Below are 21,854 nucleotides of genomic sequence, written 5' to 3' on the forward strand. Positions count from 1 at the left end.
ATTACCGGGGCGGGTAGAGGTACTGGAGGATGTCCCCGAAGCGCGCGGCCCAGGACGCCTCGTTGTGACCTGCGCCCTCCTTCTCGGTGTACTTCAGGTCGGAGCCGGCCACCCAACCCTCGCCCACCAGCGCGTCGTACAGCTCCCGGGTATCGGCCACCGTCTCTTGCCCGTTGCCACCCTCCTCGGTGCCGATGTCCAGCCAGATGCGCAGCGCCGGCTTCTGTTCCAGCGCCTTCACCTTCGTGATGATGTCCTTCTGGCCCCAGAACACCGAGGGAGAGACGACGCCCAGCCGGCCGAAGGTCTCCGAGCGCGTCATGCCCAGGTACATGGACACGAGGCCCCCCAGCGACGAGCCCGCCAGGCCCGTGGACTGCGCGTCCGTCTTCGTGTGGTACTTCTTGTCGATCATCGGCTTGAGCTCCTCGGCGAGGAACCTGCCGTAGTCATCCGCCCGGCCGCCGTTGGCGCCATCGACCTCGGGGTACCGGGGATCCGGCACCTGCGTGTACTCGGGGCCTCGGTCCGAGGTGTTGTAGACGCCCACGATGATGAGCGGCTCCACCTTGCCCTCCTCGACGAGCTTCTGCGCCGTCTCGTCCACGCCCCACTCGAAGCCGTACGCCGCCGTGGTGGCGTCCATCAGGTTCTGCCCGTCGTGCATGTACAGCACCGGGTAGCGCGTCGTGGTGTCATTGGCGTCGTAGCCCGGCGGCAGCCAGATGATGACGTCCCGCTTCTTGAGCGTGGTGAGGGTGGACGTCACGTCCTTCAGGTACTCGATCTTCCCGGTGAGCACCTGGGGCGGCGGCACGCTGCCGAAGTCCGCCCACGAGCCCACCGTGATGGAGACGCGCTCGAAGCCTCCTCCCGTCTTGAAGGTGTGGTCGCCCACCTCCCGGCCCTCGGCGCTCTTCTCCACCGTCTCCCACGAGCCGCGCGTCGCCTTGAATGCCAGCGAGGTGCCCGCCGCGAAGGTGAGCGTGGTGGCGTAGCTGTTGTTGACGGCCTTGTAGAGCTTCACGCCCGCCCCGTTCCAGTTGCCCAGCTCGGGCTGGTTGCCAGACAGCCAGACCTCCGCATCCGGCGGGGTGATGTCCGGGACCGCGACGATGAAGACGGTCCGTGCCCCGGTGGCGCCACCCTCCGGGCCCCAGCGCTCCACCTCGAAGCCCACCTTCTCCTCGTTCTCGTGCACCTGGACGGTGCGAGCGGGCACCGCCACCCCCGCCGAGTCGAGCGCCACCTGCGCGGACGGCGCGGTCATCTGGATGGTGTAGGTGAGCTCCTTGTCCTTGGGCAGCCTCGCCTTCACCGAGAAGGTGGTACCGCCCTGGTAGATGAGCTCCAGGCCCTTTCCAGAGGAGCCCTTGAACGACGGATCCGAGCCCACGAGCAGCAGGGTGGCGTCGACGGGCGTCTCGGGCGGCACCGTCACGTCGAACTGGACGTCGGAGTGGGTCTGCTCGGTGGGGGTGGTGGGAGGCTTGGGCTCACAGCCGGCCAGGGCCGTCAGTGCGAGCAGCAGGAGGAACGTGGAACGCGAGGGGTGTGGGTGCGTCATGTTCGTGCGTGTGCCTGGGGGTGGGGGGGAAGTCAGAAGAAGAGCTCGCCGAGGATGCCGAGGACGAGGACGATGCCATCGCCGACCAGATCCATGTTTTTCAGCTCGCCCTCCACGTACTGTCGCTGCTGCGACGAGGCGAGAAGGACATCGACGTTCGGAATGGCGTTCGAGCGGTGGTGCTCGGGCTTGCGGTGGAAGTCGTCCAGCTTCGTGTGTGTCATCAGCAGCTGGGCGGCCACCTCGGGTGTCACGTCCCTGCGCGAGCCCGCCATCCTCTGGGCGTCCTGGACGGTGGTGCGCACGCAGTCCGGATCCAGGAGGGAGAGGGGCGCCTGGCAGCGCACGCAGGCGGTGAGGTTGGCGATCCGCACGGGCTCGCCGCAGTCCGAGCACATCAGGGTGTCCACGTGCTTGCGCAGCTCGGCGAGCTCCTTGGGCTTCAGGCTCCGGGCGATGCCCTTCTCGCGCAGGAAGTGGAAGAAGGTGATGAAGTGCCCATGTCCCCGGGTGCAGCGCGAGTACTGGAAGCGGTTGTTGTGCGCCAGGTCATGCGTCGGCTCCAGCTTCGAGTCGCAGCGCGGACAGGACAGGAAGGGGGTGCCCCGCTGGCGGCGCTCGCCCGGCCGGCCGTGCATCTCGCGGAAGAGCCGCAGGGTGCCCCCCGGCGCGAGCTGCCGGCTCTCGTGCCTGTCGAACCACAGCCCCCGGCAGCCGTGGCACACGTCCACGGCGACGCGGTTGCCGGCGACTCCCTCGAAGGACTGCTCGGCCATCGGCTGCTTGCACTCCGGGCACTTCATCGCACCTCCAGCGCGCGGCGCATCACGTGGAACACGCTCTGCCTGTTGCCGAACTCGGCGATGACCTGCTTCACGGGCTGGAAGCCCAGGCGCGTCCAGAAGCGCTGGCCCGCCGCGTTGTGCTCCGACACCGCCAGGCGCAGGTACGCGGCCTCTCGCCGCCGCAGCCACCCGATCAGCGCGTCCATCAGCTTCTCTCCCAGTCCATGATTGCGATGGCCGGGGTCCAGCACCAGCAACCCCAGGTACCACTCACCTGGCTCCGGGTAGTCACGGATGACGTCGATGCCTCCCACCAGCCGGCCCGTGCCATCGAAGACGCCCATGCCGAACTTGTCCGCGAGCGTCTTGTTCGGAGGCAGGTCCGACAGCAGCTCGCGAATCATCTGCGCGGGGTCGGGCGGCGAGCCGTAGTGCAGCTCGATGTGCTCCAGACAGCGCTCTCCCAGCTCGCGCAGGAGCGGCGTGTCCTCCTCCGAGACCCGTCGCACCCGGTACTCCCCGACCTCGAACAGGAACTCGCTCCTGGGAGCTGTCGTCCGCCACATTCGGGGGGCAACCCTAGCAGGTGGCGCGAGCCTCAGCCCACCCGGGCCCGGGGCCGGCGCACCTTCACCGCGCCGCAGGCCCTGGCATGACGCGTCAGGGCCTCGTCGAGCGCCGCGTCGTCCAGCTTCACGCCCTTCTCCCTCCACAACTTCTCCACACGCAGGACGCCGTCCTGGATGCGTGCCTCGAGCCGCCCCACCAGTTGCCCCCGGTGCAGGAGGGGGCACACGTACCAGCCCCAGCGGCGCTGCTCCTCGGGCTTGTAGACCTCCCAGGTGTACTCGAAGCCGAAGAGCTGCTTCACCAGGGCGCGGTCCCACAGCAGAGGATCCAACGGGCCGAGTATCCGCATCCGCTCGTCCGGCGGTGTCACGGGCCGCGAGCGGAAGCCCCGGGGCGCGAGGTAGCGGCGAGGCGAGTCCGGCAGGGCGATCTCCTCCAGGACACCCTCGCGCACGAGCGTGTCGGGCAGCGGCGAGGTGCGCACGGGGGACAGCGTGGACCAGTGAGGCCCGGCCACCCGGGAGAGCAGACCCGCGGCCTCGACGCGCTCCCCGAGGCCCCAGCGGGCGAAGCCCTCGTCACCGGTGTATCCGACGGAGGCCCGCGCCACGTCCGGCAGGGCACGGTGCGGCACGTCGTAGCGCTTGCCCCCGGGACCCCGGCCGCACACGACGATCTGACAGCGCGTCCACAGCACCTCGAGCGCCATGGAGGTGGCCTTGCCGGTGCCCTTCCACCCGCTCCAGTCCAGGGGCTGCACCGCGCCGTGGTCGGTCAGCTCCGAGGCGGTGAGGGGGCCATGGGCCTCGAGCTCCTCCAGCACGGCGCCGAGCACCTTCTCGGGCAGCCGCTCCAGGCGGGTGGCGAGGTGCCACCAGGGTGTTTCGAGGGAGCGCTCGCGGTAGTGCGGGAAGGCACTGGCGGGGAGGATGCAGCGCTCCTTGGCCCAGTGCTCGAAGGCGTGGCCCGGGTAGAGGTGGCGGTACACGTCGCCCTTGGAGATGCCATCCACGCGCGCCAGTGCGACCAGGTCCGCGTTGGTGCCGATGACGTCCAGCGGATCCAACTGGATGTGACGCAGGTGCAGCAGCAGGGAGCGCACGCCCTCGGCGCCCGGGGGGTACGCGGGTGTGGCGAGCCCCAGGTGGCTGACGAGGAAGGCTCGCGCCTCGTCCAGGGGCAGCGTCACGGGAGAAGGAGAGGTTGGCTTGGGCATCGAGAGGTGGGGGCGAGTCTACCTGCCGAGCTTCGCGAGCTCGCACGCTTCGGAGATCTGCTTCGACTGGGGAAAGACCCCACGGGCGTTCTCCGCGATTCGCGCCGCCTCGTCCGTCTTTTCCTGCTCGCCAAGCGCCTCGATGAGGCCCGCCCATGACTCTTCCAGCAGCTCCAACGCCCTCGTCGAAGCCTCCCGATAGAGAGCCTCGGCGTCTCGAGGTGAATCACGCACGACGCTCATGAAGCGGGCCAGTCCGATGAGGGCCGCGGGTTCCCGGCTCGATGCCTCGACGGCGTCGTGGAGCATCCGCTCGACCTCGTCGAAGAAGGCCTCGGGTGGGCCGGCGCCTTCCTCTCCCCAGAGCTCGGCCCTGCTCGAAACCAGGAGCGCGGGGACGAAAGCTGGGCAGTGTGTCCGAAGGTTCTCCAAGAGCTGCAACTGTCGGGGGCTTCCCAACTCCAGGATACTGGCTTCGGAGAGCATCTGCTGCAACTCGCGCGGGCTCGGGTGCATGATTTTCTCAGATCTTCTGAAGAAGCCGCGAACTGTCCTTCGCGACATCCTTCAAGAGCTTCAACGCGGTCTGGAGCTCTTTCTTCGAGGCAATGCTGAAGTCATTACCGTCGTACATCTTCTGGATTTGAAAGCGAGTGAAGTCCTTGTGTTTCGCTGGAAAGCTCGGGACTCGCTGCAGCCGGGCGGGAATCTCTCCCAGCTTCATCGAGAGGTCCGCGATCTGCCTCCGCAGAGCGACCGCGGTCGCCTGCTCGATCAGACTCGAGGAGGCGGATTCGGAAATGAGCGCCTCGGCCTCCGCGAACTGACCTTCGGAGATGAGGTGGTTGATTCGTGCTTCCGCGGTGTTGCGTCCAAGATCCGCTCCTCCACCCGTGTCGCGAGGATGTGCGCAGGAAGGCAGAGCGCCCACCAGCAGAAGCGCCATCAAGAACGCGGCCATGCGTGGAGTCAGGGCCATGTCGCGGCTCCGGTGGATTCGAGTAGATATGACGCGGATGTCGCAGCGGCGAGTGTGCCCCGAGGAGCGGTCAGCGTCACGGGAGGGGGGGTCGTCGTCGTCCTGGGCATGGGGCGCGCCGGGAGTCTACAGGGCCGCATGAGAGGCGGCACGGTGATTGCTTGGTTTCGGGCGAGCTGCTACCTGGCTTTCACTTTCGAGGGGGGATACGAGATGCGTCATCTGGTTCGTCTGTCTTTGGGGCTGGTACTGGTCGCCTGCGCGGTGGTGCTCGCGACCGATGAGGAGTACGGCTACTTCGCTCCGATGCCCTGAGCCATCGGCCATCGAATCGTCGAGAGACCGAGCACGGCGCCGACCCTCCGGACGCGCGCCGCGCGAACTGGTCCGACTGTCGGACCAGTTGCCGGAATCCGCGCCCGGAGGGTCCCCTCCTCTGCCTACACGGACCTCCCTGGCAGGGGCGGGCGTTTCCGGGTATGGCCCCCGCCATCATGCGTCAAGTCGTTGAAATCCCGCCCGTCATCTCCCTGGAGACACGGGCGGCCCTGTCCGCCAGCAGTACCGAGGACGGGCGTGCACTGCTTCAGGAGCGCCTCGGGTTGTTCGGAAAGGTGGGCCTCCTCAGCGCCTTCGCCTACCACGTCGCCTTCCTCCTGGTGTTGTGCTCGCAGGATCTGACGATGGGCCTCGAGACACTCTCGAGGGGGTTGCTCCTCATCGAGATGCTCAGCCAATACGTCCTCTTTGGAGGGGTCTGGCTGCTGTGCCGCACCGGGAGGCGCTCGCAGCGGGTGCTGGAGGCCCTCGACACGGGCAACACCGTGCTCATCGGAGCGGTCATGGCGCTCTCGCCCTTCGATCATCCCTACCCGGTCGCCGGAGCGTACGAGATGGTGCTGGCGCTGATGGCGGTGTTGTGCCTGCGCGCCATCATCGTCCCGAGCAGCGCCCGCCGCACGTTGTTGCTGAGCATCGGCGTGGTCACGGTGGGAATGGCGGCGCTCCTGGTCGCCACGCGCATCCGGGACACGTCCCCGTTCGCTCCCAGGCTGCTCTTCCTGTTGGTGCTCTGCTGGAGCGCCCTGGCGGTCACGGCCGGTACGGTGGCCTCGGCGGTCATCTACGGGCTGCGCAAGCAGGTGCGCGACGCGCGCAAGCTGGGCCAGTACACGCTGCTGCAGCGGCTGGGCGCCGGCGCCATGGGCGAGGTCTACCTGGCCAGTCATGCCATGCTGCGCCGCCGCACCGCCATCAAGCTGCTGCGCGCGGGCTCGGATGGTCAGGGCCTCGAGCGCTTCGAGCGCGAGGTGCAGCTCACCAGCCAGCTCACCCACCCCAACACCATCGCCATCTACGACTACGGCCACACCGCGGATGGTCTCTTCTATTACGTCATGGAGTACCTGGAGGGGGTGGACCTGGATGGGCTGCTCGCCGTCTCGGGGCCGCAGCCGCCCGCGCGTGTCATCCACCTGCTGCGTCAGGTGTGCGACGCGCTGGAGGAGGCGCACGGGCAGGGACTGCTGCACCGGGACATCAAGCCCGCCAACCTGTTCCTGTGCCGGCGGCGCGGCGTGCCGGATCTGGTGAAGGTGCTCGACTTCGGGCTGGTGAAGGACCTGGGAGAGTCCCGGGACTCGGCGAGCTCCCGGAGCGGCACCCTCACCGGCTCGCCGCTGTTCATGGCCCCCGAGGCCATCTCCACTCCCGGGAAGGTGGATGCGCGCAGTGACCTGTACTCCCTGGGAGCGGTGGGGTACGCGCTGCTCACGGGCACGCACGTCTTCGAGGGCCGGGGCATGGTGGAGGTCTGCGCCCACCACCTGCACACGCCCCCCGAGCCGCCGAGCCAGCGGGTGGGGCACGCCCTGCCGGAAGACCTGAGCGGACTCCTGCTGCGCTGTCTGGCGAAGCGGCCCGAGGAGCGCTTCGCCAGCGTGCAGGAGCTGCGAGACGCGTTGGAGGCGTGCGCGGACGCGGGGAAGTGGACGAAGGTGGACGCCGAGCGCTGGTGGCTGCAACACGGTGCCGCGGTGGACGCGGCCGGGTCCACCCGGCGCGTCGCTCCGCCGCTCACCGGGGCCCAGACGGTGGTGGCGAAGGATCCGATGTCGCGCGCGGCGTAGCCCGGAGGTGTCTGTCTTCAGGGTCCGGCGCGGCGCAGCGATTCCACGATGAAGGACTTGAGCGCCCTCGCCGCCGCCGTGAGGTACTCCTCGCCCCGGTGCACCAGCACCACCTGACGCCTCGGGCCTCCCTTCGTCACCTCCACCACGTCGAAGCCCCGGGCCTCGTGCTCCCGCGCCATCAGCGCCGGCAGCAGCGCCACCCCCAACCCCTGCTCCACCATCCGCCGCAGCCCCTCGGCGTTGTCCACCTCCACCGCCACCCGGGGTTTCACCCCTCGCGCCTCGCACGCCGCCTCCAGCGCGTGCGTGCCCGACATCCCCGGAATCACCACCAGCGGCTCCTCCACCACCTCCGTCAGCGCCACCGGCCTCTTCAGCCTCGCCAGCCGGTGCCCTCCCGGCACCACCAGCACCATCTCCTCCTCCCACAGCTTCTGTGCCACCAGATCCACCCGCCTCAACGGCAGGCTCATGATGCACAGGTCCAGCTCTCCACTGGCGATGCCCGCCTCCAGTGCGTCGTGCATCCCCTCGCTCAGCCTCGGGAGCACCTCCGGGTAGCGGCTCTTGAACTCCCGCACCAGCTCCGGCAGCAGGTACATCCCCACCGTTTGAAGCGCCCCCAGCGACACCGTGCCCCTCGGCGTCGTCGTGAGCTCTCCCAGCTCGGCCGTCCCCGCCGCCAGCGCGTCCAGGGCCCGCCTCGCGTGTGGCAGGAAGCGCTCCCCCGCGTCCGTCAGCACCGCCCCGCCCGGTGTCCTCACGAGCAGCCGCACCCCCAGCTCCTTCTCCAGCGCCTGCAGCTGTCTCGACAGCCCCGGCTGCGACATCCCCAACTGCTTCGCCGCCACCGTCAGGCGGCCCTCCCGCGCCACCTGCGCGAAGGCCCTCAGCTGCTCCGTGTTCATGCGCTCTCCGCATGCACTCTATGCAAGAGATGCGCTTTCCGCATGCCCCCAGGTTGGTTACTCCACCCCCATGGACGCGAGCATCTCCGAGCTTCAGCCGGCCGCACGCCCCGGCACCGCCCGCCGCATGGCCACCTCCGCCGTGCTGCTCGGCCTCGTGGTCGCCGCCTTCGAGACCACCGTGGTCACCAGCGCCATGCCCACCCTCACCCGCGAGCTCGGCGGCCAGGAGCTCTACTCCTGGGTCTTCTCCGCCTACCTCTTCGCCTCCACCGTGGGCGTGCTCCTCTTCGGCAAGCTCGCCGACCACCTCGGCCGCAAGCCCGTCTTCACCCTCGGCATGGGCCTCTTCCTCCTCGGCTCCGTCCTCTGTGGCGCCGCCTGGTCCGTCCCCTCCCTCATCGCCTTCCGCCTGGTGCAGGGGCTCGGCGCCGGCGCCCTCCAGCCCACCACCATGACCATCAGCGCCGACCTCTACACCCTGCGTGAACGCGCCGCGATTCAAGGCGTCTTCACCGCGGCCTGGGGCGGCGCCAACGTCATCGGCCCCCTCATCGGCGGCTGGCTCGTCATGCATGCCTCCTGGCGCTGGGCCTTCCTCGTCAACGTCCCCGTCGGCCTGCTCGCGCTCGTCATGCTCCACGTCTCCTACCGGGACCCCGCACGCCGCCCCGGCCGCGTCGACCTCTGGGGCCCCGCCCTCATCGGCGCCTCGCTCGGCCTGCTCCTCTTCGCCCTCGAGCGTGGGGGCGCCAGCGGCCTCCGCTCCGCCTTCGCCCTCGCCGCCTGTGTCGGCCTCGTCGCCGTCGTGCGCCAGCAGCGCACCTCCCCCTCCCCCCTCGTCCCCCTGGAGCTGGTGCGCGACCGCACCGTCCTCAGTGGCGTGCTCGGCGGCCTGCTCGGCGGCGGCCTCCTCTACACCACCACCGCCTTCGTCCCCCTCTGGATGACCGAGCGCGGTGGATACAGCCCCCTCATGGCCGGCGTCGCCCTCGTGCCGCTGCTCGCCGGCTGGGCCTTTGGTTCCACCTTCGGCGTCCGCGTCTTCATGCGCGGCGGGCTCCGCGCCAGCGCCGGGGGCGGCTTCGTCATCGCCCTGCTCGGCGCCTCCCTGCTCGCCCTCGGCGTGGCTCGCGGCTGGGGCATCCCCGCCACCTTCGCCAGCCTCGCCCTCCTGGGGCTCGGGCTCGGCCCCGCCGCCTCCACCTCCCTCATCGGCCCCCAGACCCGCGCCCCCTGGCACCACCGCGGCATGGTCACCAGCGCCATCTACGCCACCCGCATGCTCGGCGGCTCCTTCACCATCGCCCTCGTGGACCTCGTCCACGGCGGGTTCCCCCTCCGCTTCGCCCTCATCGCCCTCGTCGCCGGGGTCGCCGCGCTGTCACTCGGGGGGTTCGCCCCCGGCCGGGTCGTCACCGACGCCGAGCCCGCCGCCTCCTGAGCCCCAGCCCCCGACACGCCCGCCTCCTCTCCTCCCGTGCGCCCTTGCCTCCCTGACGGGTTTCTTCGCTCTCGGGCCCGGGACACTGCATGATGCGCCGCCATGGGAAGTACGAGGTCTTCATCCAAGCGGCTCCCGTCCCCCCTGGTGTTCCTCTTGGGAACGCTGGTGCTGGGCTCCGCCGCGCACGCCCAGGACGCGGGCACCCCGGACACCGGTACTCCGGACGCCGGTCAGGCAGAGTTCCAGGCCCCCGCCCCGGCTTCGGCTCCGGCACAGCCCGCCTTCGTGGAGACGGAAGTCACCCAGTGTGGCGCCAAACAGGTCGGCACCGGCGAGGGCATGCTCCGGCCCCTCGGGCATGGTTTCTATCTCGATGGCCACCGCGTCCGCCGCGGCTGCACCCTCCTCCTCCAGCGCCCCCTCAAGAACCGCCCTCCCGTCCCCTTCGCTCCGGATTCCTTCCGCCCCCTCGGCTGCGGCTTCTTCCGCTACGCCACCAGCATCTATTGGAGCCAGTCCCTCGGCGGCGATGACCATGTGAAGGAGCCCAACGGCCAGCTCGCCGACGTGCTCACCCGGCTGGATCTCGCCGACGCCGAGTCCTTCGAGGTCGATCGCGAGTGCCGGCCCCGCGACGTCCGCTTCTTCTATCTCAACCACACCAGCCGCCCCGAGTTGCCTGCCTTCGTCGCCGTCCCCCGCGGTGATGGTCAGGGTTATGAGGAGCTCGGCTGCGGCTTCGTGCGCTACGAGGGCCGTGTCTTCTTCGGCACCCGGCTCGTCGAGGGCGCTCATGTCCCCTCCTTCACCTCGGTGCTGGGCCGGCTCCCTTATGTGGAGTGTGGCTCCGCCATGTACGGCAGGGACCGCGCCAAGGTCTGGTGGCAGCACCTGATGGTCCGCGGCGCCAAGGCCAAGACGTTCCGCGTTCCCAAGGACGAGAACCCCGAGCTCCGCATCGCCTGTGACGGGCGCCGCTCGTTCCAGCAGGCCTCCGTCGACAAGAAGCCCAACCCCCTCTGCCGCCCCGCGAGGAAGGTCACGGTCAAGAAGCGCAAGTGAGCGCCCCTCCGCGCTGGGTTCACGGGCGGGAAGACGGGGACGAGAACGTCTCCGCCTTGCCTGCCCACTCCTCGATGGACTCCGAGCGTCAGTGCCAGAACGCCGTGGCCGGGTACGCCTCTACATGACGACCCGCGGCACCTGCTCCAGGACTGTGCGGAGCTCCTCGGCCGTCGTGTCCAACTTCTCCGCGATGGTGGGGGCGTGCCACGTAGTGGCCACAACACCTTCGAGTTCCTCGGCAAGCCCCTTGATCACGACCTGACCGAAGAGGCCGGGCCACTCGTGGCGGCCCAGCTCCGCCGCGTGCCCCCTCGGGTCCATGAAGGTGAAGCACGGCCAGCGTGGCAGCCGAATCGTGCTCATGTCGCAGTTGAAGAACCGGCACCCATGGAGCCGGGCTTCGGTGAAGTCGCAGTCCTCAATCCCGCCGAGCCGCCACTTGTCGAGATCGTCCTCCCGGAAACCGAAGTCGTTGCCCGTGAACCGGCCCGTGAACCGGCAGCCCTTCAAATTCATCGTCCCCCACCGCAAGGTGGTCAGCTCGCTCTTCGCCTGGATGGTGCAGTCGATCAGGTTGCCCGACATGAGAGTGAGCCAGCGCGCCGCGACGCTGATGACCAGGGTGCTGCGGCGAAACGTGACGTTCGGGCCGAGCCAGTAGATGGCGTGCTTGGGCAGCTCCACCCGCTCGCCTTCAATCACCCGGTCCTCGTAGTGGATGTTGGGAGTCACTCGGACCTCAGAAGAAGATCATGCGAAAGAAGGTGCTCGCCATCCGGCGCCCGTGCAGCGCGAAGTTGGACTCCGTACCAGACAGGATCTCGTAGTGGTAGCTCTGCCCTGCTGGGCCAGTGATATCAACGCCCCGCTCGTTCCAGGACAGCTTCGGAAACAATCTCTGCAGGCGTGCCTCGACCCAACGGCCTCGAGCCTGTCTCTCCAGCAGGTTCGCGCGATGCTCCAACCCGCGAGCCCGCATCCGGTCGATGGCGGCGCGCTCCGGACCCGTCAGCTCTCCCAAAGACCACTTCGCCGCCGCTTCCTTCACGGCTGCCTGCAACTCGTCACCGAGCCGGTCCTCCGCCGCAATGTCGTTGAGGCCCTTCCCGCGTGGGAGGTGCCACCGCTCCCCGTTGCCGAGGACCACCTGCTTGTTGCCGCCGCGGTGCTGAATGGCCACGGTGCCTGAGTGCCCTCCAGCAGCTCCGCCGACGCCACTCTTCGCAAGGACGTTGATGGCCACCGGCGCCTGCGGAGACGTGAGGACGACGAGCGCGCGGCTCTCCACCACCACCACCTCCACCGCTGCGGCCTCCTCCATGGCCACCGCCACCGAGCCCTCCATGCCCTGGGCCGCCCACTGCGCCTGCACCTGGTTGAACCTCGGCAGCGAGCGCACGTGCGTGGCCACCTCGCCGAGTGTCCGCCCGCTGAGGGTAGCCACCGCGAGAATGAGAGCTCGAGCCGCGTCCGTCCCAATCACCCGGCCGAAGGCCTCACCCGCCTCGCGCAGCTCCTCGAACGTGGTGGCCTCGTGCGCCCGGTGCGCCATGCTTGCCCATCCGTCCATGAGGCCCCACATGGCGTCCAGGCCCAACCAGGCCAGCAGCACCACGGAGAGAGCGGCCGCCACGGCCTTCGTGCTCGGCTCTGGTAGTAGCCAGAGCGCCAGGTACAGGCCCGCGGCCCACACCAGCGAGGAGAGCAGCGCCTGCGGGCTGAGTTCGCGACTCAGGGCCGCCCGCGTCTCATCGAGCACCGTGCCGAAAGCCAGGGCCAGAGCCAGGGTGCGCCTGTCGTCCGTGCGCAGGTAGGGCCCGTCCGTGAAGAGGCCCAGGCAGTCACCCCCTCCGCGTTGCTCGCACCAGCGCAGGTACTTCTCTTTCAGCGCCGCCTCGGCCTCGGGTACGAGCGGCCCCTTGTCGTTGAGCGGCACCAGGGTGAGGACCCGGTCGCGATACACCTCGGCGAGCAGTTCCTCCTCGGGCATCGCCTGGAGCAGTCCCTGGGCTGTCTCCTGGGGCGTCCCCTGCACCTGAAAGTGGTGGCCGAGCTGCGCCACCGCGCGCTGGTACTCCTCCGGGGTGAGCGCCACCACTCGCGTCTTCCCTCGCGCCTCGAGGAGGTTCGCGTAGACGACCACCACCGGCTGCAAATCCCTCGGCGTCGAGCGCGCCTCGCTCCCCGCTTCCGGATCCCTTGAGCGGCCGTCCCCTGCCACTCGGCTTGCCATGGGCGCCTGTGTCGCGCATGCGGCATGGAGGAAGAGGACGATGAGGGAGAGGGCGCCTGCCGACGCCCACCGGGGCGAGCCTCGCGAGCTCCGCCGCGCCTCGAACTGCGTACCACCCTCCCCCGCCCCAGGACTCCGGTGCTCCTCTGCCATGACGCTGCCCTTTCCCTCAGGTGCAACAGCCCTGAAGGATAGGACGCGTGGAAGCCAATCAGTCAGCCGCTTCATCACCGCTATGTGTTGAGTCCCTCGTCGACTGCTCGGGCGCGCGGCCCCGCCGCTCGGTGCAAGTGAGCGCCCCTCCGCGCTGGGTTCACGGGCGGGAAGACGGGGATACTTACCCTCACCCCGTCCCTCTCCCAGAGGGAGAGGGGTTGTTGTTGCTCAGCGTTGTTTAGAAGGGATCCTCCAGCGGTCCTGGCATCACCCAGAGCGCCTCGGGCTCCTCGTAGCCCCCCTCGAATGAGTCCAGGATGGGCTCCCAGCGATCCCAGAACGTCGCCCAGCCGTACTCCGTCGGCGGCGCCGTGAGCACGTTGCCGTCTCGTTCCGGTCGGTCGTACGCGTACTCCGCCAGCGTCCACTCCAGCGTTCCGAAGTGCACCACCAGCATCGGCGTCATCGCTCGCATCACCTCGGGGCGTGACACCTCGTCCCCGTGCTCCGTTGCCGGCGTGAACGCCAGCTGCACCGCGTCGTGCTGCTCCCGCCATGCCAGGTAGTTGTTCGCCACCGCGATGAGGGCCTCGCGCTCGCCGGGCTCGGACGTGAGCCGCGCCCGCTCGTAGAGAGCGAACGCCGCCACCACCAGACTCCGCCCGTCCATCCCCGGGAAGAGCGTGTCGAAGGCGAAGGGCCTCGGCGTGTCGTGCACGTGGGCCAGTGCGTAGCCGTAGGCGAGCCGCGTCTCCTCTGGCCTCGCGCCAGGCAACTGGAAGTCCGCCAGCACGCGCTCGGGTGTCACCGCTCCGGCTGTCTGCCGCCAGTCGAGGTACGCATTCGCCGCGCCCCCGATGTCCGCGAAGATGGCCACGTTGCCCTCGTGCAGGGTGCGCTCCAGCGTGCGCACCACGGCCTCCGCCTTGTCGAGGGGATGCACTCCCGGCGCGCTCCAGTACAGCGAGGCGAGTCGTGACGCGGTGGTCAGCAGGGTTCGCGCATCCGCCAGGGCCTGGCCATTCATCCCCGTGGTGAGCGCGCCGAGTGCCGTGGCCGCGTCCGTGGGCAGGCCCTGGAGCACGAGCTCCAGCGAGAGCTGCTCCACGGAGAGGCGAAGGATGCCCGTGAGTCCCAACCGGTCGAGCGCCCCGGCCACCGACAGCGACGGCTGTCCCCGGGCCGCGTCGAGCAGGTGCCGCGCCATGGCCGCGTTGAGCATGCCCTTGCCGGCCTCGTGCGAGGCGTGGGGCGCGAAGCCGAACCAGTTGGGGCGGACGCTGCTCGTGCCTCCGGGTTGCAGGCCCGGGTCGAGCAACGCCTGGAAGGCGTAGGCGAGCTGGATGTAGCCCGTGGTGATGCGGTGGTTGTCCTCCAGCGGCGTGGGGCTCTCGTCGGCGCGTGCTGGCGGAGGCACCAGCACGGAGAGCAGGAGGATGGAGAGGACGAGCGCGCGGGGGGAGGCGTGCGAGGAACCTTCGGCCACGAGGGTGCTCCCGATGTCGATTCAGGGGAGTCGAGGGTAGTCATCGCGAGGAGCACTCCAAGCCCACCCCGGGCCGCTGCGTTCCCCTGGATGTTCAGGGGACGACTGTCTGTCTATGGAGGCCCGGAGCCCGCCGAGGCCCCCGCACCACCCGGGAGCACGCCGCCGAGCTTCGCCTTCAACGTGCTCAGCCCCTGGTTGCCCGCCTCGAGCGCCTTGTCCATCACTCCCCCGGCCTCGCGCACCACGTCCTCGCTCTTCACCGCGGCCAGTCCGTGCACCACCCGGTCCATCCACGCGACGGGCGCGTACACCTGCCGGGCCCGCTCCTCGCCCAGCAAGGTGACCAGGATCTCCTCCATCCCGCCTGCCCTCGCCACCAGCGCGCGCACCAGGATGAGCGCCGCGCGGTGCTGCCGGAAGATGGGCAGGCTCTTTCCGTGCTGGCGCAGCTCCTCCGCGCTGGTCTGGAGCTCCTGACGCGTCGGCTCGTCCAGGTACGGGCTGCGTGCCAGCTTGTCGAGGTTCACCGCGGCCTCCGCGTAGTTCTCGCGGCGGTAGTGCACGAAGGCCCAACCCCACCACGTCAGCTCGTTCTCGATGCCGAGCTTCTCCAGCGACTTCAGCCCCCGCTCCACGTCGTCCGCCGCCGGCTCGTCGCGCTTCAGCTGCATCCGGTTCCACGCGCGCAGGAAGTAGCCCGCCGCCAGCAGGCCCTCGCGCGTCCGCTCCGGAGTCGCTCCCCTCTGGCTCAGCTGGCCCAGCAGGCGCAGGTCCACCTCCGGCAGCGCCTCCACCTCGGTCACGTAGGCGGTGAGCTCCTCCTCGGAGGCGTAGTGGTAGCGCCCCTGCATGAAGGACAGGCCGCGGCCCGCCCGGGACACCGTGCGCAGGAGGGCTGGCCACTCGGGCCGTGGCGTGGCGCGGGAGAACTCGTAGAGCGTCAGGTCCGTCATCGGCAGCCGGTTGCCCTGGTCCGCCGTGTCCAGCATCACCAGCAACAGCCCCTCGAACAGGTGCTCCATGCCGTTGTCGTAACCGGGGAACAGCGGCTCGGGCGCCGTCTGCTTCGCGAGCTCCAGCTTCGTCCACAGCAGCGGGTAGTCGTCCTCGTCGTGCTCCCGCAGCGTCTGCTTCGCCCGGTAGAAGGCGATGGCCAGCTTCAGGTACGTCGCCGCCGCCTGGCGCGTCTCCTCCTGGGTGAGCTCCCGCTGTGGCAGCTTCTGCGTCTCCAGCACCATCTCCCAGAGCGCCGTCACCGCCTCGGGCTGCTCCGCCGTGCCATATGCCCTCAGCGTCAGCTTGAGCGCGCGGTAGGGCACCAGCGTGTTCGAGTCCCGAATCTGTTTCTCGATCTTCGCCCGCTCCTCCGCGGCACGCTCGGCGTCCGTCTTGTGGCAGCCCCCGCACGCCGTGAGCAGCGCCAGCATCAGCGCGGCCAGCCGGGAGGCTCCTCGGGAAGGCGACCTCACTTCGCCTCCACGCCCGCGTGATCGTGGACGCTCGGGGCTCGCGCCGTCTTCTTCCCGCGCGTCTCGTCCCAGATGTGGTTCAACGTGTCGGACAGGATGACGAGGGCCCGGTGGGCGATGCGGTTCTCGTCGGAGCTCTCCTTCTCGCCGAGGCCGTCGAGGCTTCCGTCCGCCAGTCTTTGCACTTCGCTCAGGACCCGGTCCTTGCTCGCCAATGCCTACCTCCAGGTAACTACTGTACGCGAAAGTGCATCCTTCCGCTTCTGGTGGACGGTGAGCGCCCGGGGTGGGCGTCAATGACAGACGCCCTGGCCCCGGTCCTCGAAGCCGCCCTCCGCGGAGAGGAACTCCCACGAGTAGGTGCCGTCCTCCAGGGTGAGCTTCAGCACCCCGAAGGTATCGGCCTGGCGCACCTCGCTGTTCGGCAGGGGATCGCCGAAGACGTAGGACTCCTTGCCTCCCGTTCCCACCACGAACTCCCGCAGGCCCCGCTCCGGATCCGCGCGACCGTCGGGAGTCTGCGGGGCGAAGCGCTCGTAGAAGTGGTCATGGCCCGACAGCACCACGTCCGCTCCCGCCTCGTAGAGCGCGTCCCACATCTCCTTCACGCCCGGGTTGTCCCGCTCCCACCCCGAGCTGAAGAGCGGCCGGTGCCAGTAGGCCAGTGTGCACCGCGCCGGGTGCGCCTTCAGGTCCTCGCGCAGCCAGCGCTGCTGCTCGGCGCGCGCCTCCTCCGGAAGCTCGGTGTTGAGCACCACCACGTGCCAGGTTCCCGCCTCGTAGCTGTAGTAGCCCTGGCCCGGCTTGCCCGCCGCCTCGCCGAAGTACTCGAAGTACGGGTGGGCCCGGGTCGTGTGGTACTCGTGGTTGCCCGGCGTCGGGCGCGTGCGCTGCTTGTGCCGCCCCCATGAAGGCGCGTAGCACTTCGCGTAGTCTTCCGCCGAGCCATCCGGATAGGCGTTGTCCCCCAGCGTGAACACCGTCCCGTCGATTCCATCCAGCAGCTTCGCCGTGGCCTCGTCCTGGTCCGACTCGCAGCTCGCGATGTCTCCGGCTCCCACCAGCACCGCCGGTGGCGGACGCACCTGCGCGGCGCCCCCTCCCGTCGAGACTCCCGCCGTCTGGCAGGCACCGAGTGACAACAGCAGGGCCGCGCTCCCCGCGCGGCGCAGAAGGTGGGGCAGGTTCATGGGATCCACTCCGGAGGGTTTCGAGCAATGCACTGCGAGGCACCGAACGGTAGCGTTGGGAGGAGCGGGGATGTCACATCGCGCAAGGGCACTGCTCGGTCTCGTGCTGATGGGAACGATGATCTCGGGCTGCTGGGTGCTCGAGCCCGGCGTGGCGGTAGATCCCGGCTATTACCCCCAGGACGATGGCTCCCCGGACGAGGGGGCCTGTGCCTCCCGGCTGTCGCCCTCGGGCATCGTCCAGGCGGGCGGGGTGCCCATCGACTACAGCGGGGGGAAGGTGACGGTGACGGCCGTGCACAAGATGGACGTGGACGCCATCGAGGACCGGTGTGTGGCCCGGCTCGAACTCACAGTGTCACTGGCCGAGGGGCAGTGTCCCCTGCGGCTCGTCTTCACGGGGAGGAACGGTGTCCAGGGAGGGCTCGCGGAAGCGCGGCTCACGGCGGACTCGGCGTGCCCGGGTTTCCTGGATGCGGTGGAGGGGGTCTACAGCGCTCCGGCGGGCTTCGCGCCGTGGAAGCCACTCGGGCCCCAGGAGGTCCCCGAGCGCATGGCCGAGCGGGTGTGCATGCGCACGGTGCGGGTGGGCTTTCCGGCGCGTCCCCTGCGCCTCTACCGCACGAGCCCCTCGCCCGCGGAGCTGACGGTGAACCTCGAGGGCCTGGAGTTGCGCGGAGACCTGCTCAGCACGGGAGACCCCGACGCGAAGTGCTTCGAGGCGTCGGCCTGCGGGCCCGGCCTGCACGACGGAGGCGATGGCTGGTGCGTCGAGGCGGGCAGCTGCTCCCCGGGCTACCGCCTGTCGCTGGAGGGAAGCTGCACGCCGTGAGGGAGCGGCCCTTCCGCTCCAGGGGACGGCTCAGCCCGGGAGGACGAGCTTCACGGACTCGGTGTGAACGTGACACTCGTCCTCGGTCACGGTGACCTGCTGCTGCACGGTGCGCTGGCCGTCGGCGCTCGTGGCTTTGATGACGAACTGGCCCGGCCGCTCGTACTCCGTCACCCACGTGTCGCAGGAGCCCTGCTGCGGGGCGCTACCGCCATTGCAGAGGGCCTGCTGCTCGGGGCCGCCGTCGCGCGTGAAGGTGACACGGGCGTCCCGCTGGGGATTGCCCTGGGCGTCCACCACCGTCACCTGCACCGAGGAGCGTGCCTCGAGGGTGCAGAAGTGCTCCTCCCCCAGGGAGGCACAGGCGGGAGCGAGGGTAGAGACGGCGAGCACCACGGCGATGGGGAAGAAGCGCATGGGGAATCCTCGTGAGGATGGGGAACAATCCTGATGCCGACCCTCTCGCAGTGGAAGAGGGTCTGTCCACGGCCCAAAGCTCATTCCTCGCGTTCCTCTGGCTTCAGGACGAACTGACGTGGGCGGCGCAGGACATGGGCGCGGCCCTCGCGGACGAGCTCTCCTTCACAACGCACGGGCCGTGCTTTGAGATGTGCTTCGATGGCTGTCAGGTAGTCGTTGGCTTCCAATTCCAACCTCACCTTGCGGAGGCTGGCGTCAACCACCCCCGCGATGATGACGATGCCCGTGGTGGCTCCCTCCCCTCGTTCGAGCCGGATGACGAGCCCCTCCAGCTCGAAGTCCTCGCGAGGGGCGCTCGCGCGGAAGACGCGCGCCGCTTCCCGGAGCACGGGGGCCACATCCGCCGAGAAGGAGACGTGCCGCTCCTCCAATCCGGGGCGGCTGGGGGCCCCGGCCACGGTGACCTCGCACGTGCGTGCCCCACTTCGCGCGACGAGCCCGGCGAGTGCCTCGCACAGGTTGGCGCTGACACCCGATGCCACCTCCTGGTGGAAGGGCTGGAAGGTCGCACCGGAAGCCGCGCGGATGGCGGCGCGATGTGCGCTCGCGAGCGAAGTGGCCAGCGTGGAGATGACCCGGCGCTCGAAGGGCTCATCCGCCTCGGAGAGAAGAGTTGCCTGATGGGCCAGCGTCGGTGGCACTGGAGAGCGCACCGTGACCACGTAGCTTCCCCTTGCTGGAGGCGCGAGCTGGACGGTGGTGAGGTATTCGAGTGCCCGTGTGGGCTTGCGAGTGGAGAAGACCGGGCGGGGCCCAACCGTCGCGCACGCCGCGGCGAGCAACAACTCCCTCACGTTTTCGTAGATGTGCACCCCGTGCTCGACGGTGACCGGGTGTTGCTCGAAGGTGTGACCCAGGAAGCGGAAGCGGACGGTGTCGGCTGTCGTTGCCGCTACGTCTTCGAGGATCTCCGAGCGTGGACGTGCCTCGACCGCTTCCAGAGACGAGACGACCTCCGCCATCCGTGACACGTAGTCGCCTGGCGTGGGGTCCAGGGGCAGGAGGAGCTCCAGCTCCTCTCCTCCCCGCTTCGCCAGCCAGAGGGAGGCACGCTCGCCCAGACGCTCGGTTTCCCGCCATCCCCGGCTCCGCAGATAGGCGGCCAGCTCCAATGGACGCAGGGCCATCAAGGATTCCGTATCGGGTTTCATGGTGCCTCTCCCCGGTCGATGCGCTCCATCATCATGTGGAGTGCCTCTGGACTCAGCACCTGATGGCGAGGGAGCACGACCGTGACGGTTCCGGTATTGGAGGTCGGGGCCTGCGGCGCAACACTTCAGTGCCTCGCGCGGCGATGCCCCAGTCCACGCTGTCATCATCGACCTCGGGCCTGTACAGCGTGAAACCAGCCACCGTGGTGACAGCGCGGAGGTACGCCTCGCCAAACTTCTCCTTGCGCTGGTTGATGTCCATCCCCATCCCCTACCCCTTCCATCCGATCCACCGAACCCGAGAGGTGGACTGTAGGGGGCTTTCCTGGCCAACTCAAGCGGTCAGGTGAGGCCGTGGGTGGATAGGGCCCAGGGTGCTCTGCTCGCCTCCTTCGGGACATCGGGAATTTCCTCTACCTCACTCCCGGAAGCCCGCCCGGCTGCTCCGCCGTCGAGCGCTGGACGTGTGCGCACGCTTTCCTCTGTCCGTGGGCCTGGGAACCGTAAGATGCGCGCCCTCATGCGCTCCCGCTCCCTTCTGCTCTCCGTGCTCGCGCTCTCCGCCCTCGGCGGTTGCGCGACCGCTCGCGGTCCCTCCGTGGCCGAGTCCGAGTCCGCTTCCCGCTCCCAGCCCACCGATTCGGGTTCCGCGAGCAGTGCCGCTCCCGCTCCCGAGGCGCCTGCTGCTCCCGCGGCCCCGGCTGCTCCCGCGGCTCCTGCTGCTTCGGCCGCTCCCGAGGCACCCGCCGCTCCCGCCGCTCAGGCCCAAGACCCTCACCCCAACCCTCTCCCAGGGGGAGAGGGAGCTGACGCGCTCTACGCCCGGGGCGTCGAGGCCCTCAAGGTCAAGGACGCCAACGCCGCCATCGACTCCTTCTCCGCCTGCACCCGCGCCGCTCCCTCCCGCATCGACTGCCATTGGGAGCTCGGCTGGGCCTACTCGCTCGTCAACCGCTGGTCCGACGCCCTCTCCGAGTGGACCCAGGTGCAGAAGCTCGACCCCAACCATCCCGACCTCGAGGACGCCCTCACCCAGGCCCGCGGTCAGTCCTCCCTCCAGCAGAAGCTCGCCTCCGTCGACTCGGGCAAGCCCGCTCCCCGCCCCGCTCCTCCCAAGAACGCCCGCCTGCGCATCCGCGCCGTCGGCGACGTGATGCTCGGCTCCTCCTTCCCCGAGGGGCTCCTTCCCCCAGACGATGGTGTCGCCAGCCTCGCCACCGTCGCCCCCCTCCTGCGCGACGCGGACCTCACCTTCATCAACCTCGAGGGCCCCCTCTGCGACAACGGCGAGACCAAGAAGTGCCGCAAGGGCGGCAACTGCTACGCCTTCCGCTCCCCTACCCGCTACGGCAAGTACCTCCAGGACGCCGGTGTCGACCTGGCCTCCACCGCCAACAACCACTCCGGTGACTTCGGCGAGCTGTGCCGCCGCGAGACCGAGGCCACCCTCGATGCCCTCGGCATCCGCTGGAGCGGCCCCGCCGGCACCGTCGCCACCGTCGAGCGCAATGGTCTGCGCATCGGCATGATTGCCTTCCACACCTCCGCCAACTGCAACTACGTCAACGACACCCCCAGCGCCGCCGCCCTCGTGCGCTCGGTGAAGCAGAACCACGACCTCGTTCTCGTCTCCTTCCACGGCGGCGCCGAGGGCTCCAAGGCCCTCAACATCCCCCGTGGCCCCGAGATGTTCTTTGGCGAGAACCGCGGCAACCTGCGCGTCTTCACCCACGCCGTCATCGACGCTGGCGCCGACCTGGTGCTCGGCCACGGGCCCCACGTCGTGCGCGCCATGGAGTTCTACAAGGACAGGCTCATCGTCTACTCCATGGGCAACTTCGCCACCTACGGCACCTTCAACCTCAAGGGTCCCCAGGGACTCGGCATGGTCGTGGACGTGGAGCTCGACTCCCAGGGCCGCTTCCGCTCCGGCCGCATCCTCCCCACCCGCCAGGAGGGCCGCGGCATCCCCCAGCCTGATCCCTCCGGCGAGGTCATCCCCCTCGTGCGCCGCCTCACCTCCGAGGATTTTCCCGACACCGGCGCCATCGTGGGCACGGACGGCGTCATCACTCCTCGCAAGGCGATCGCCACCGGCGCGGAGTAGCCCTCTTCGCTTCACGGGGAAAGGGCACGGGGACGGATACCCTCACCCCGGCCCTCTCCCGGTGGGAGAGGGAGTGCT

General features: G+C 69.3%; 20 protein-coding genes. 5 read left to right on the forward strand and 15 right to left on the reverse strand.

Annotation, left to right across the window (positions count from 1 at the left end):
* Position 1: 1 nt before the first annotated feature.
* The 6 genes from JRI60_RS52325 to JRI60_RS52350 are packed head-to-tail and all read right to left on the reverse strand — an operon-like array spanning position 2 to position 5,099.
* Positions 2-1,567, reverse strand: coding sequence for an alpha/beta hydrolase-fold protein (locus tag JRI60_RS52325; protein ID WP_204223662.1), 1,566 nt, complete (start codon positions 1,565-1,567; stop codon positions 2-4).
* A 32-nt stretch (positions 1,568-1,599) separates the two neighbouring features.
* Positions 1,600-2,370, reverse strand: a complete 771-nt coding sequence (locus JRI60_RS52330; protein WP_204223663.1) for a zf-TFIIB domain-containing protein — start codon at positions 2,368-2,370, stop codon at positions 1,600-1,602.
* Positions 2,367-2,918, reverse strand: a complete 552-nt coding sequence (locus JRI60_RS52335) for a GNAT family N-acetyltransferase (RefSeq protein ID WP_204223664.1) — start codon at positions 2,916-2,918, stop codon at positions 2,367-2,369. Before JRI60_RS52335 ends, JRI60_RS52330 begins: the two co-directional genes overlap by 4 nt.
* A 32-nt stretch (positions 2,919-2,950) precedes the next feature.
* Positions 2,951-4,138 carry a winged helix-turn-helix domain-containing protein gene (locus JRI60_RS52340; RefSeq protein WP_204223665.1) on the reverse strand — a complete coding sequence of 396 codons (1,188 nt, stop codon included), beginning with the start codon at positions 4,136-4,138 and terminating at the stop codon, positions 2,951-2,953.
* Between the two features lie 18 nt (positions 4,139-4,156).
* Positions 4,157-4,624, reverse strand: a complete 468-nt coding sequence (locus JRI60_RS52345) for a hypothetical protein (RefSeq protein ID WP_239470241.1) — start codon at positions 4,622-4,624, stop codon at positions 4,157-4,159.
* Between the two features lie 37 nt (positions 4,625-4,661).
* On the reverse strand, positions 4,662-5,099 hold the full coding sequence (locus JRI60_RS52350; RefSeq protein ID WP_204223666.1) for a hypothetical protein: 438 nt from the start codon (positions 5,097-5,099) through the stop codon (positions 4,662-4,664).
* Positions 5,100-5,611: 512 nt separating this feature from the next.
* Between JRI60_RS52350 and JRI60_RS52355 the strand changes: the two genes are divergently transcribed.
* A complete protein-coding gene (locus JRI60_RS52355; protein ID WP_239470242.1) occupies positions 5,612-7,246 on the forward strand; it encodes a serine/threonine-protein kinase in 1,635 nt (544 codons plus the stop codon).
* Between the two features lie 17 nt (positions 7,247-7,263).
* On the opposite strand, the gene JRI60_RS52360 is transcribed toward JRI60_RS52355, so the two are convergent.
* Positions 7,264-8,157, reverse strand: coding sequence for a LysR family transcriptional regulator (locus tag JRI60_RS52360; RefSeq protein ID WP_204223667.1), 894 nt, complete (start codon positions 8,155-8,157; stop codon positions 7,264-7,266).
* A 70-nt stretch (positions 8,158-8,227) separates the two neighbouring features.
* On the opposite strand from JRI60_RS52360, the gene JRI60_RS52365 reads away from it, so the two are divergent.
* Together JRI60_RS52365 and JRI60_RS52370 are read left to right on the forward strand one after the other, a co-directional pair.
* Complete coding sequence (locus JRI60_RS52365; protein ID WP_204223668.1) at positions 8,228-9,601, forward strand: MFS transporter; 1,374 nt, start codon at positions 8,228-8,230, stop codon at positions 9,599-9,601.
* Positions 9,602-9,748: 147 nt separating this feature from the next.
* Entirely contained in the window at positions 9,749-10,666 is a 918-nt protein-coding gene (locus JRI60_RS52370) for a hypothetical protein (protein ID WP_204223669.1), read from the forward strand.
* Between the two features lie 120 nt (positions 10,667-10,786).
* Here the strand turns inward: JRI60_RS52370 and JRI60_RS52375 are convergent, their stop codons facing one another.
* The 6 genes from JRI60_RS52375 to JRI60_RS52400 form a co-directional block, all read right to left on the reverse strand.
* Positions 10,787-11,401 (reverse strand): pentapeptide repeat-containing protein, encoded by a 615-nt coding sequence (locus tag JRI60_RS52375; RefSeq protein WP_204223670.1) that lies wholly within the window; start codon positions 11,399-11,401, stop codon positions 10,787-10,789.
* Positions 11,402-11,408: 7 nt separating this feature from the next.
* Complete coding sequence (sitA5, locus tag JRI60_RS52380; RefSeq protein ID WP_430384361.1) at positions 11,409-13,055, reverse strand: SitA5 family polymorphic toxin; 1,647 nt, start codon at positions 13,053-13,055, stop codon at positions 11,409-11,411.
* A 241-nt stretch (positions 13,056-13,296) separates the two neighbouring features.
* Positions 13,297-14,544 (reverse strand): hypothetical protein, encoded by a 1,248-nt coding sequence (locus JRI60_RS52385; RefSeq protein ID WP_204223671.1) that lies wholly within the window; start codon positions 14,542-14,544, stop codon positions 13,297-13,299.
* A 113-nt stretch (positions 14,545-14,657) separates the two neighbouring features.
* The gene (locus JRI60_RS52390; RefSeq protein WP_239470244.1) at positions 14,658-16,016 is read right to left on the reverse strand and encodes a hypothetical protein; all 1,359 of its coding nucleotides are present in this window, start codon (positions 16,014-16,016) and stop codon (positions 14,658-14,660) included.
* Complete coding sequence (locus tag JRI60_RS52395; RefSeq protein ID WP_204223672.1) at positions 16,013-16,231, reverse strand: hypothetical protein; 219 nt, start codon at positions 16,229-16,231, stop codon at positions 16,013-16,015. The genes JRI60_RS52390 and JRI60_RS52395 overlap by 4 nt, the downstream gene beginning before the upstream one ends.
* 78 nt (positions 16,232-16,309) lie before the next feature.
* Positions 16,310-17,206, reverse strand: a complete 897-nt coding sequence (locus tag JRI60_RS52400) for a metallophosphoesterase family protein (protein ID WP_204223673.1) — start codon at positions 17,204-17,206, stop codon at positions 16,310-16,312.
* Positions 17,207-17,276: 70 nt separating this feature from the next.
* Here JRI60_RS52400 and JRI60_RS52405 point away from each other — a divergent pair, with 70 nt between their 5' ends.
* Positions 17,277-18,038, forward strand: coding sequence for a hypothetical protein (locus JRI60_RS52405; protein ID WP_204223674.1), 762 nt, complete (start codon positions 17,277-17,279; stop codon positions 18,036-18,038).
* Positions 18,039-18,068: 30 nt separating this feature from the next.
* Here JRI60_RS52405 and JRI60_RS52410 read toward each other — a convergent pair whose 3' ends face one another.
* The gene (locus tag JRI60_RS52410; protein WP_204223675.1) at positions 18,069-18,455 is read right to left on the reverse strand and encodes a hypothetical protein; all 387 of its coding nucleotides are present in this window, start codon (positions 18,453-18,455) and stop codon (positions 18,069-18,071) included.
* Positions 18,456-18,535: 80 nt separating this feature from the next.
* Complete coding sequence (locus JRI60_RS52415; RefSeq protein WP_204223676.1) at positions 18,536-19,669, reverse strand: hypothetical protein; 1,134 nt, start codon at positions 19,667-19,669, stop codon at positions 18,536-18,538.
* 520 nt (positions 19,670-20,189) lie between these two features.
* On the opposite strand from JRI60_RS52415, the gene JRI60_RS52420 reads away from it, so the two are divergent.
* Positions 20,190-21,776, forward strand: a complete 1,587-nt coding sequence (locus JRI60_RS52420) for a CapA family protein (RefSeq protein ID WP_204223677.1) — start codon at positions 20,190-20,192, stop codon at positions 21,774-21,776.
* The last annotated feature ends 78 nt before the right edge of the window (positions 21,777-21,854 follow it).

Origin of the sequence: Archangium violaceum (assembly GCF_016887565.1) — a bacterium.
Classification (GTDB): domain Bacteria; phylum Myxococcota; class Myxococcia; order Myxococcales; family Myxococcaceae; genus Archangium; species Archangium violaceum_B.

Bases quoted from the DNA above. Each gene is read 5' to 3' on its own strand.
- JRI60_RS52410 (WP_204223675.1), bottom strand. From the start codon at position 18,455: ATGCGCTTCTTCCCCATCGCCGTGGTGCTCGCCGTCTCTACCCTCGCT.
- sitA5 (WP_430384361.1), bottom strand. From the start codon at position 13,055: ATGGCAGAGGAGCACCGGAGTCCTGGGGCGGGGGAGGGTGGTACGCAG.
- JRI60_RS52405 (WP_204223674.1), top strand. From the start codon at position 17,277: ATGTCACATCGCGCAAGGGCACTGCTCGGTCTCGTGCTGATGGGAACG.
- JRI60_RS52340 (WP_204223665.1), bottom strand. From the start codon at position 4,138: ATGCCCAAGCCAACCTCTCCTTCTCCCGTGACGCTGCCCCTGGACGAG.
- JRI60_RS52365 (WP_204223668.1), top strand. From the start codon at position 8,228: ATGGACGCGAGCATCTCCGAGCTTCAGCCGGCCGCACGCCCCGGCACC.
- JRI60_RS52400 (WP_204223673.1), bottom strand. From the start codon at position 17,206: ATGAACCTGCCCCACCTTCTGCGCCGCGCGGGGAGCGCGGCCCTGCTG.
- JRI60_RS52330 (WP_204223663.1), bottom strand. From the start codon at position 2,370: ATGAAGTGCCCGGAGTGCAAGCAGCCGATGGCCGAGCAGTCCTTCGAG.
- JRI60_RS52415 (WP_204223676.1), bottom strand. From the start codon at position 19,669: ATGAAACCCGATACGGAATCCTTGATGGCCCTGCGTCCATTGGAGCTG.
- JRI60_RS52350 (WP_204223666.1), bottom strand. From the start codon at position 5,099: ATGGCCGCGTTCTTGATGGCGCTTCTGCTGGTGGGCGCTCTGCCTTCC.
- JRI60_RS52325 (WP_204223662.1), bottom strand. From the start codon at position 1,567: ATGACGCACCCACACCCCTCGCGTTCCACGTTCCTCCTGCTGCTCGCA.
- JRI60_RS52420 (WP_204223677.1), top strand. From the start codon at position 20,190: ATGCGCTCCCGCTCCCTTCTGCTCTCCGTGCTCGCGCTCTCCGCCCTC.
- JRI60_RS52360 (WP_204223667.1), bottom strand. From the start codon at position 8,157: ATGAACACGGAGCAGCTGAGGGCCTTCGCGCAGGTGGCGCGGGAGGGC.
- JRI60_RS52345 (WP_239470241.1), bottom strand. From the start codon at position 4,624: ATGCTCTCCGAAGCCAGTATCCTGGAGTTGGGAAGCCCCCGACAGTTG.
- JRI60_RS52355 (WP_239470242.1), top strand. From the start codon at position 5,612: ATGCGTCAAGTCGTTGAAATCCCGCCCGTCATCTCCCTGGAGACACGG.
- JRI60_RS52335 (WP_204223664.1), bottom strand. From the start codon at position 2,918: ATGTGGCGGACGACAGCTCCCAGGAGCGAGTTCCTGTTCGAGGTCGGG.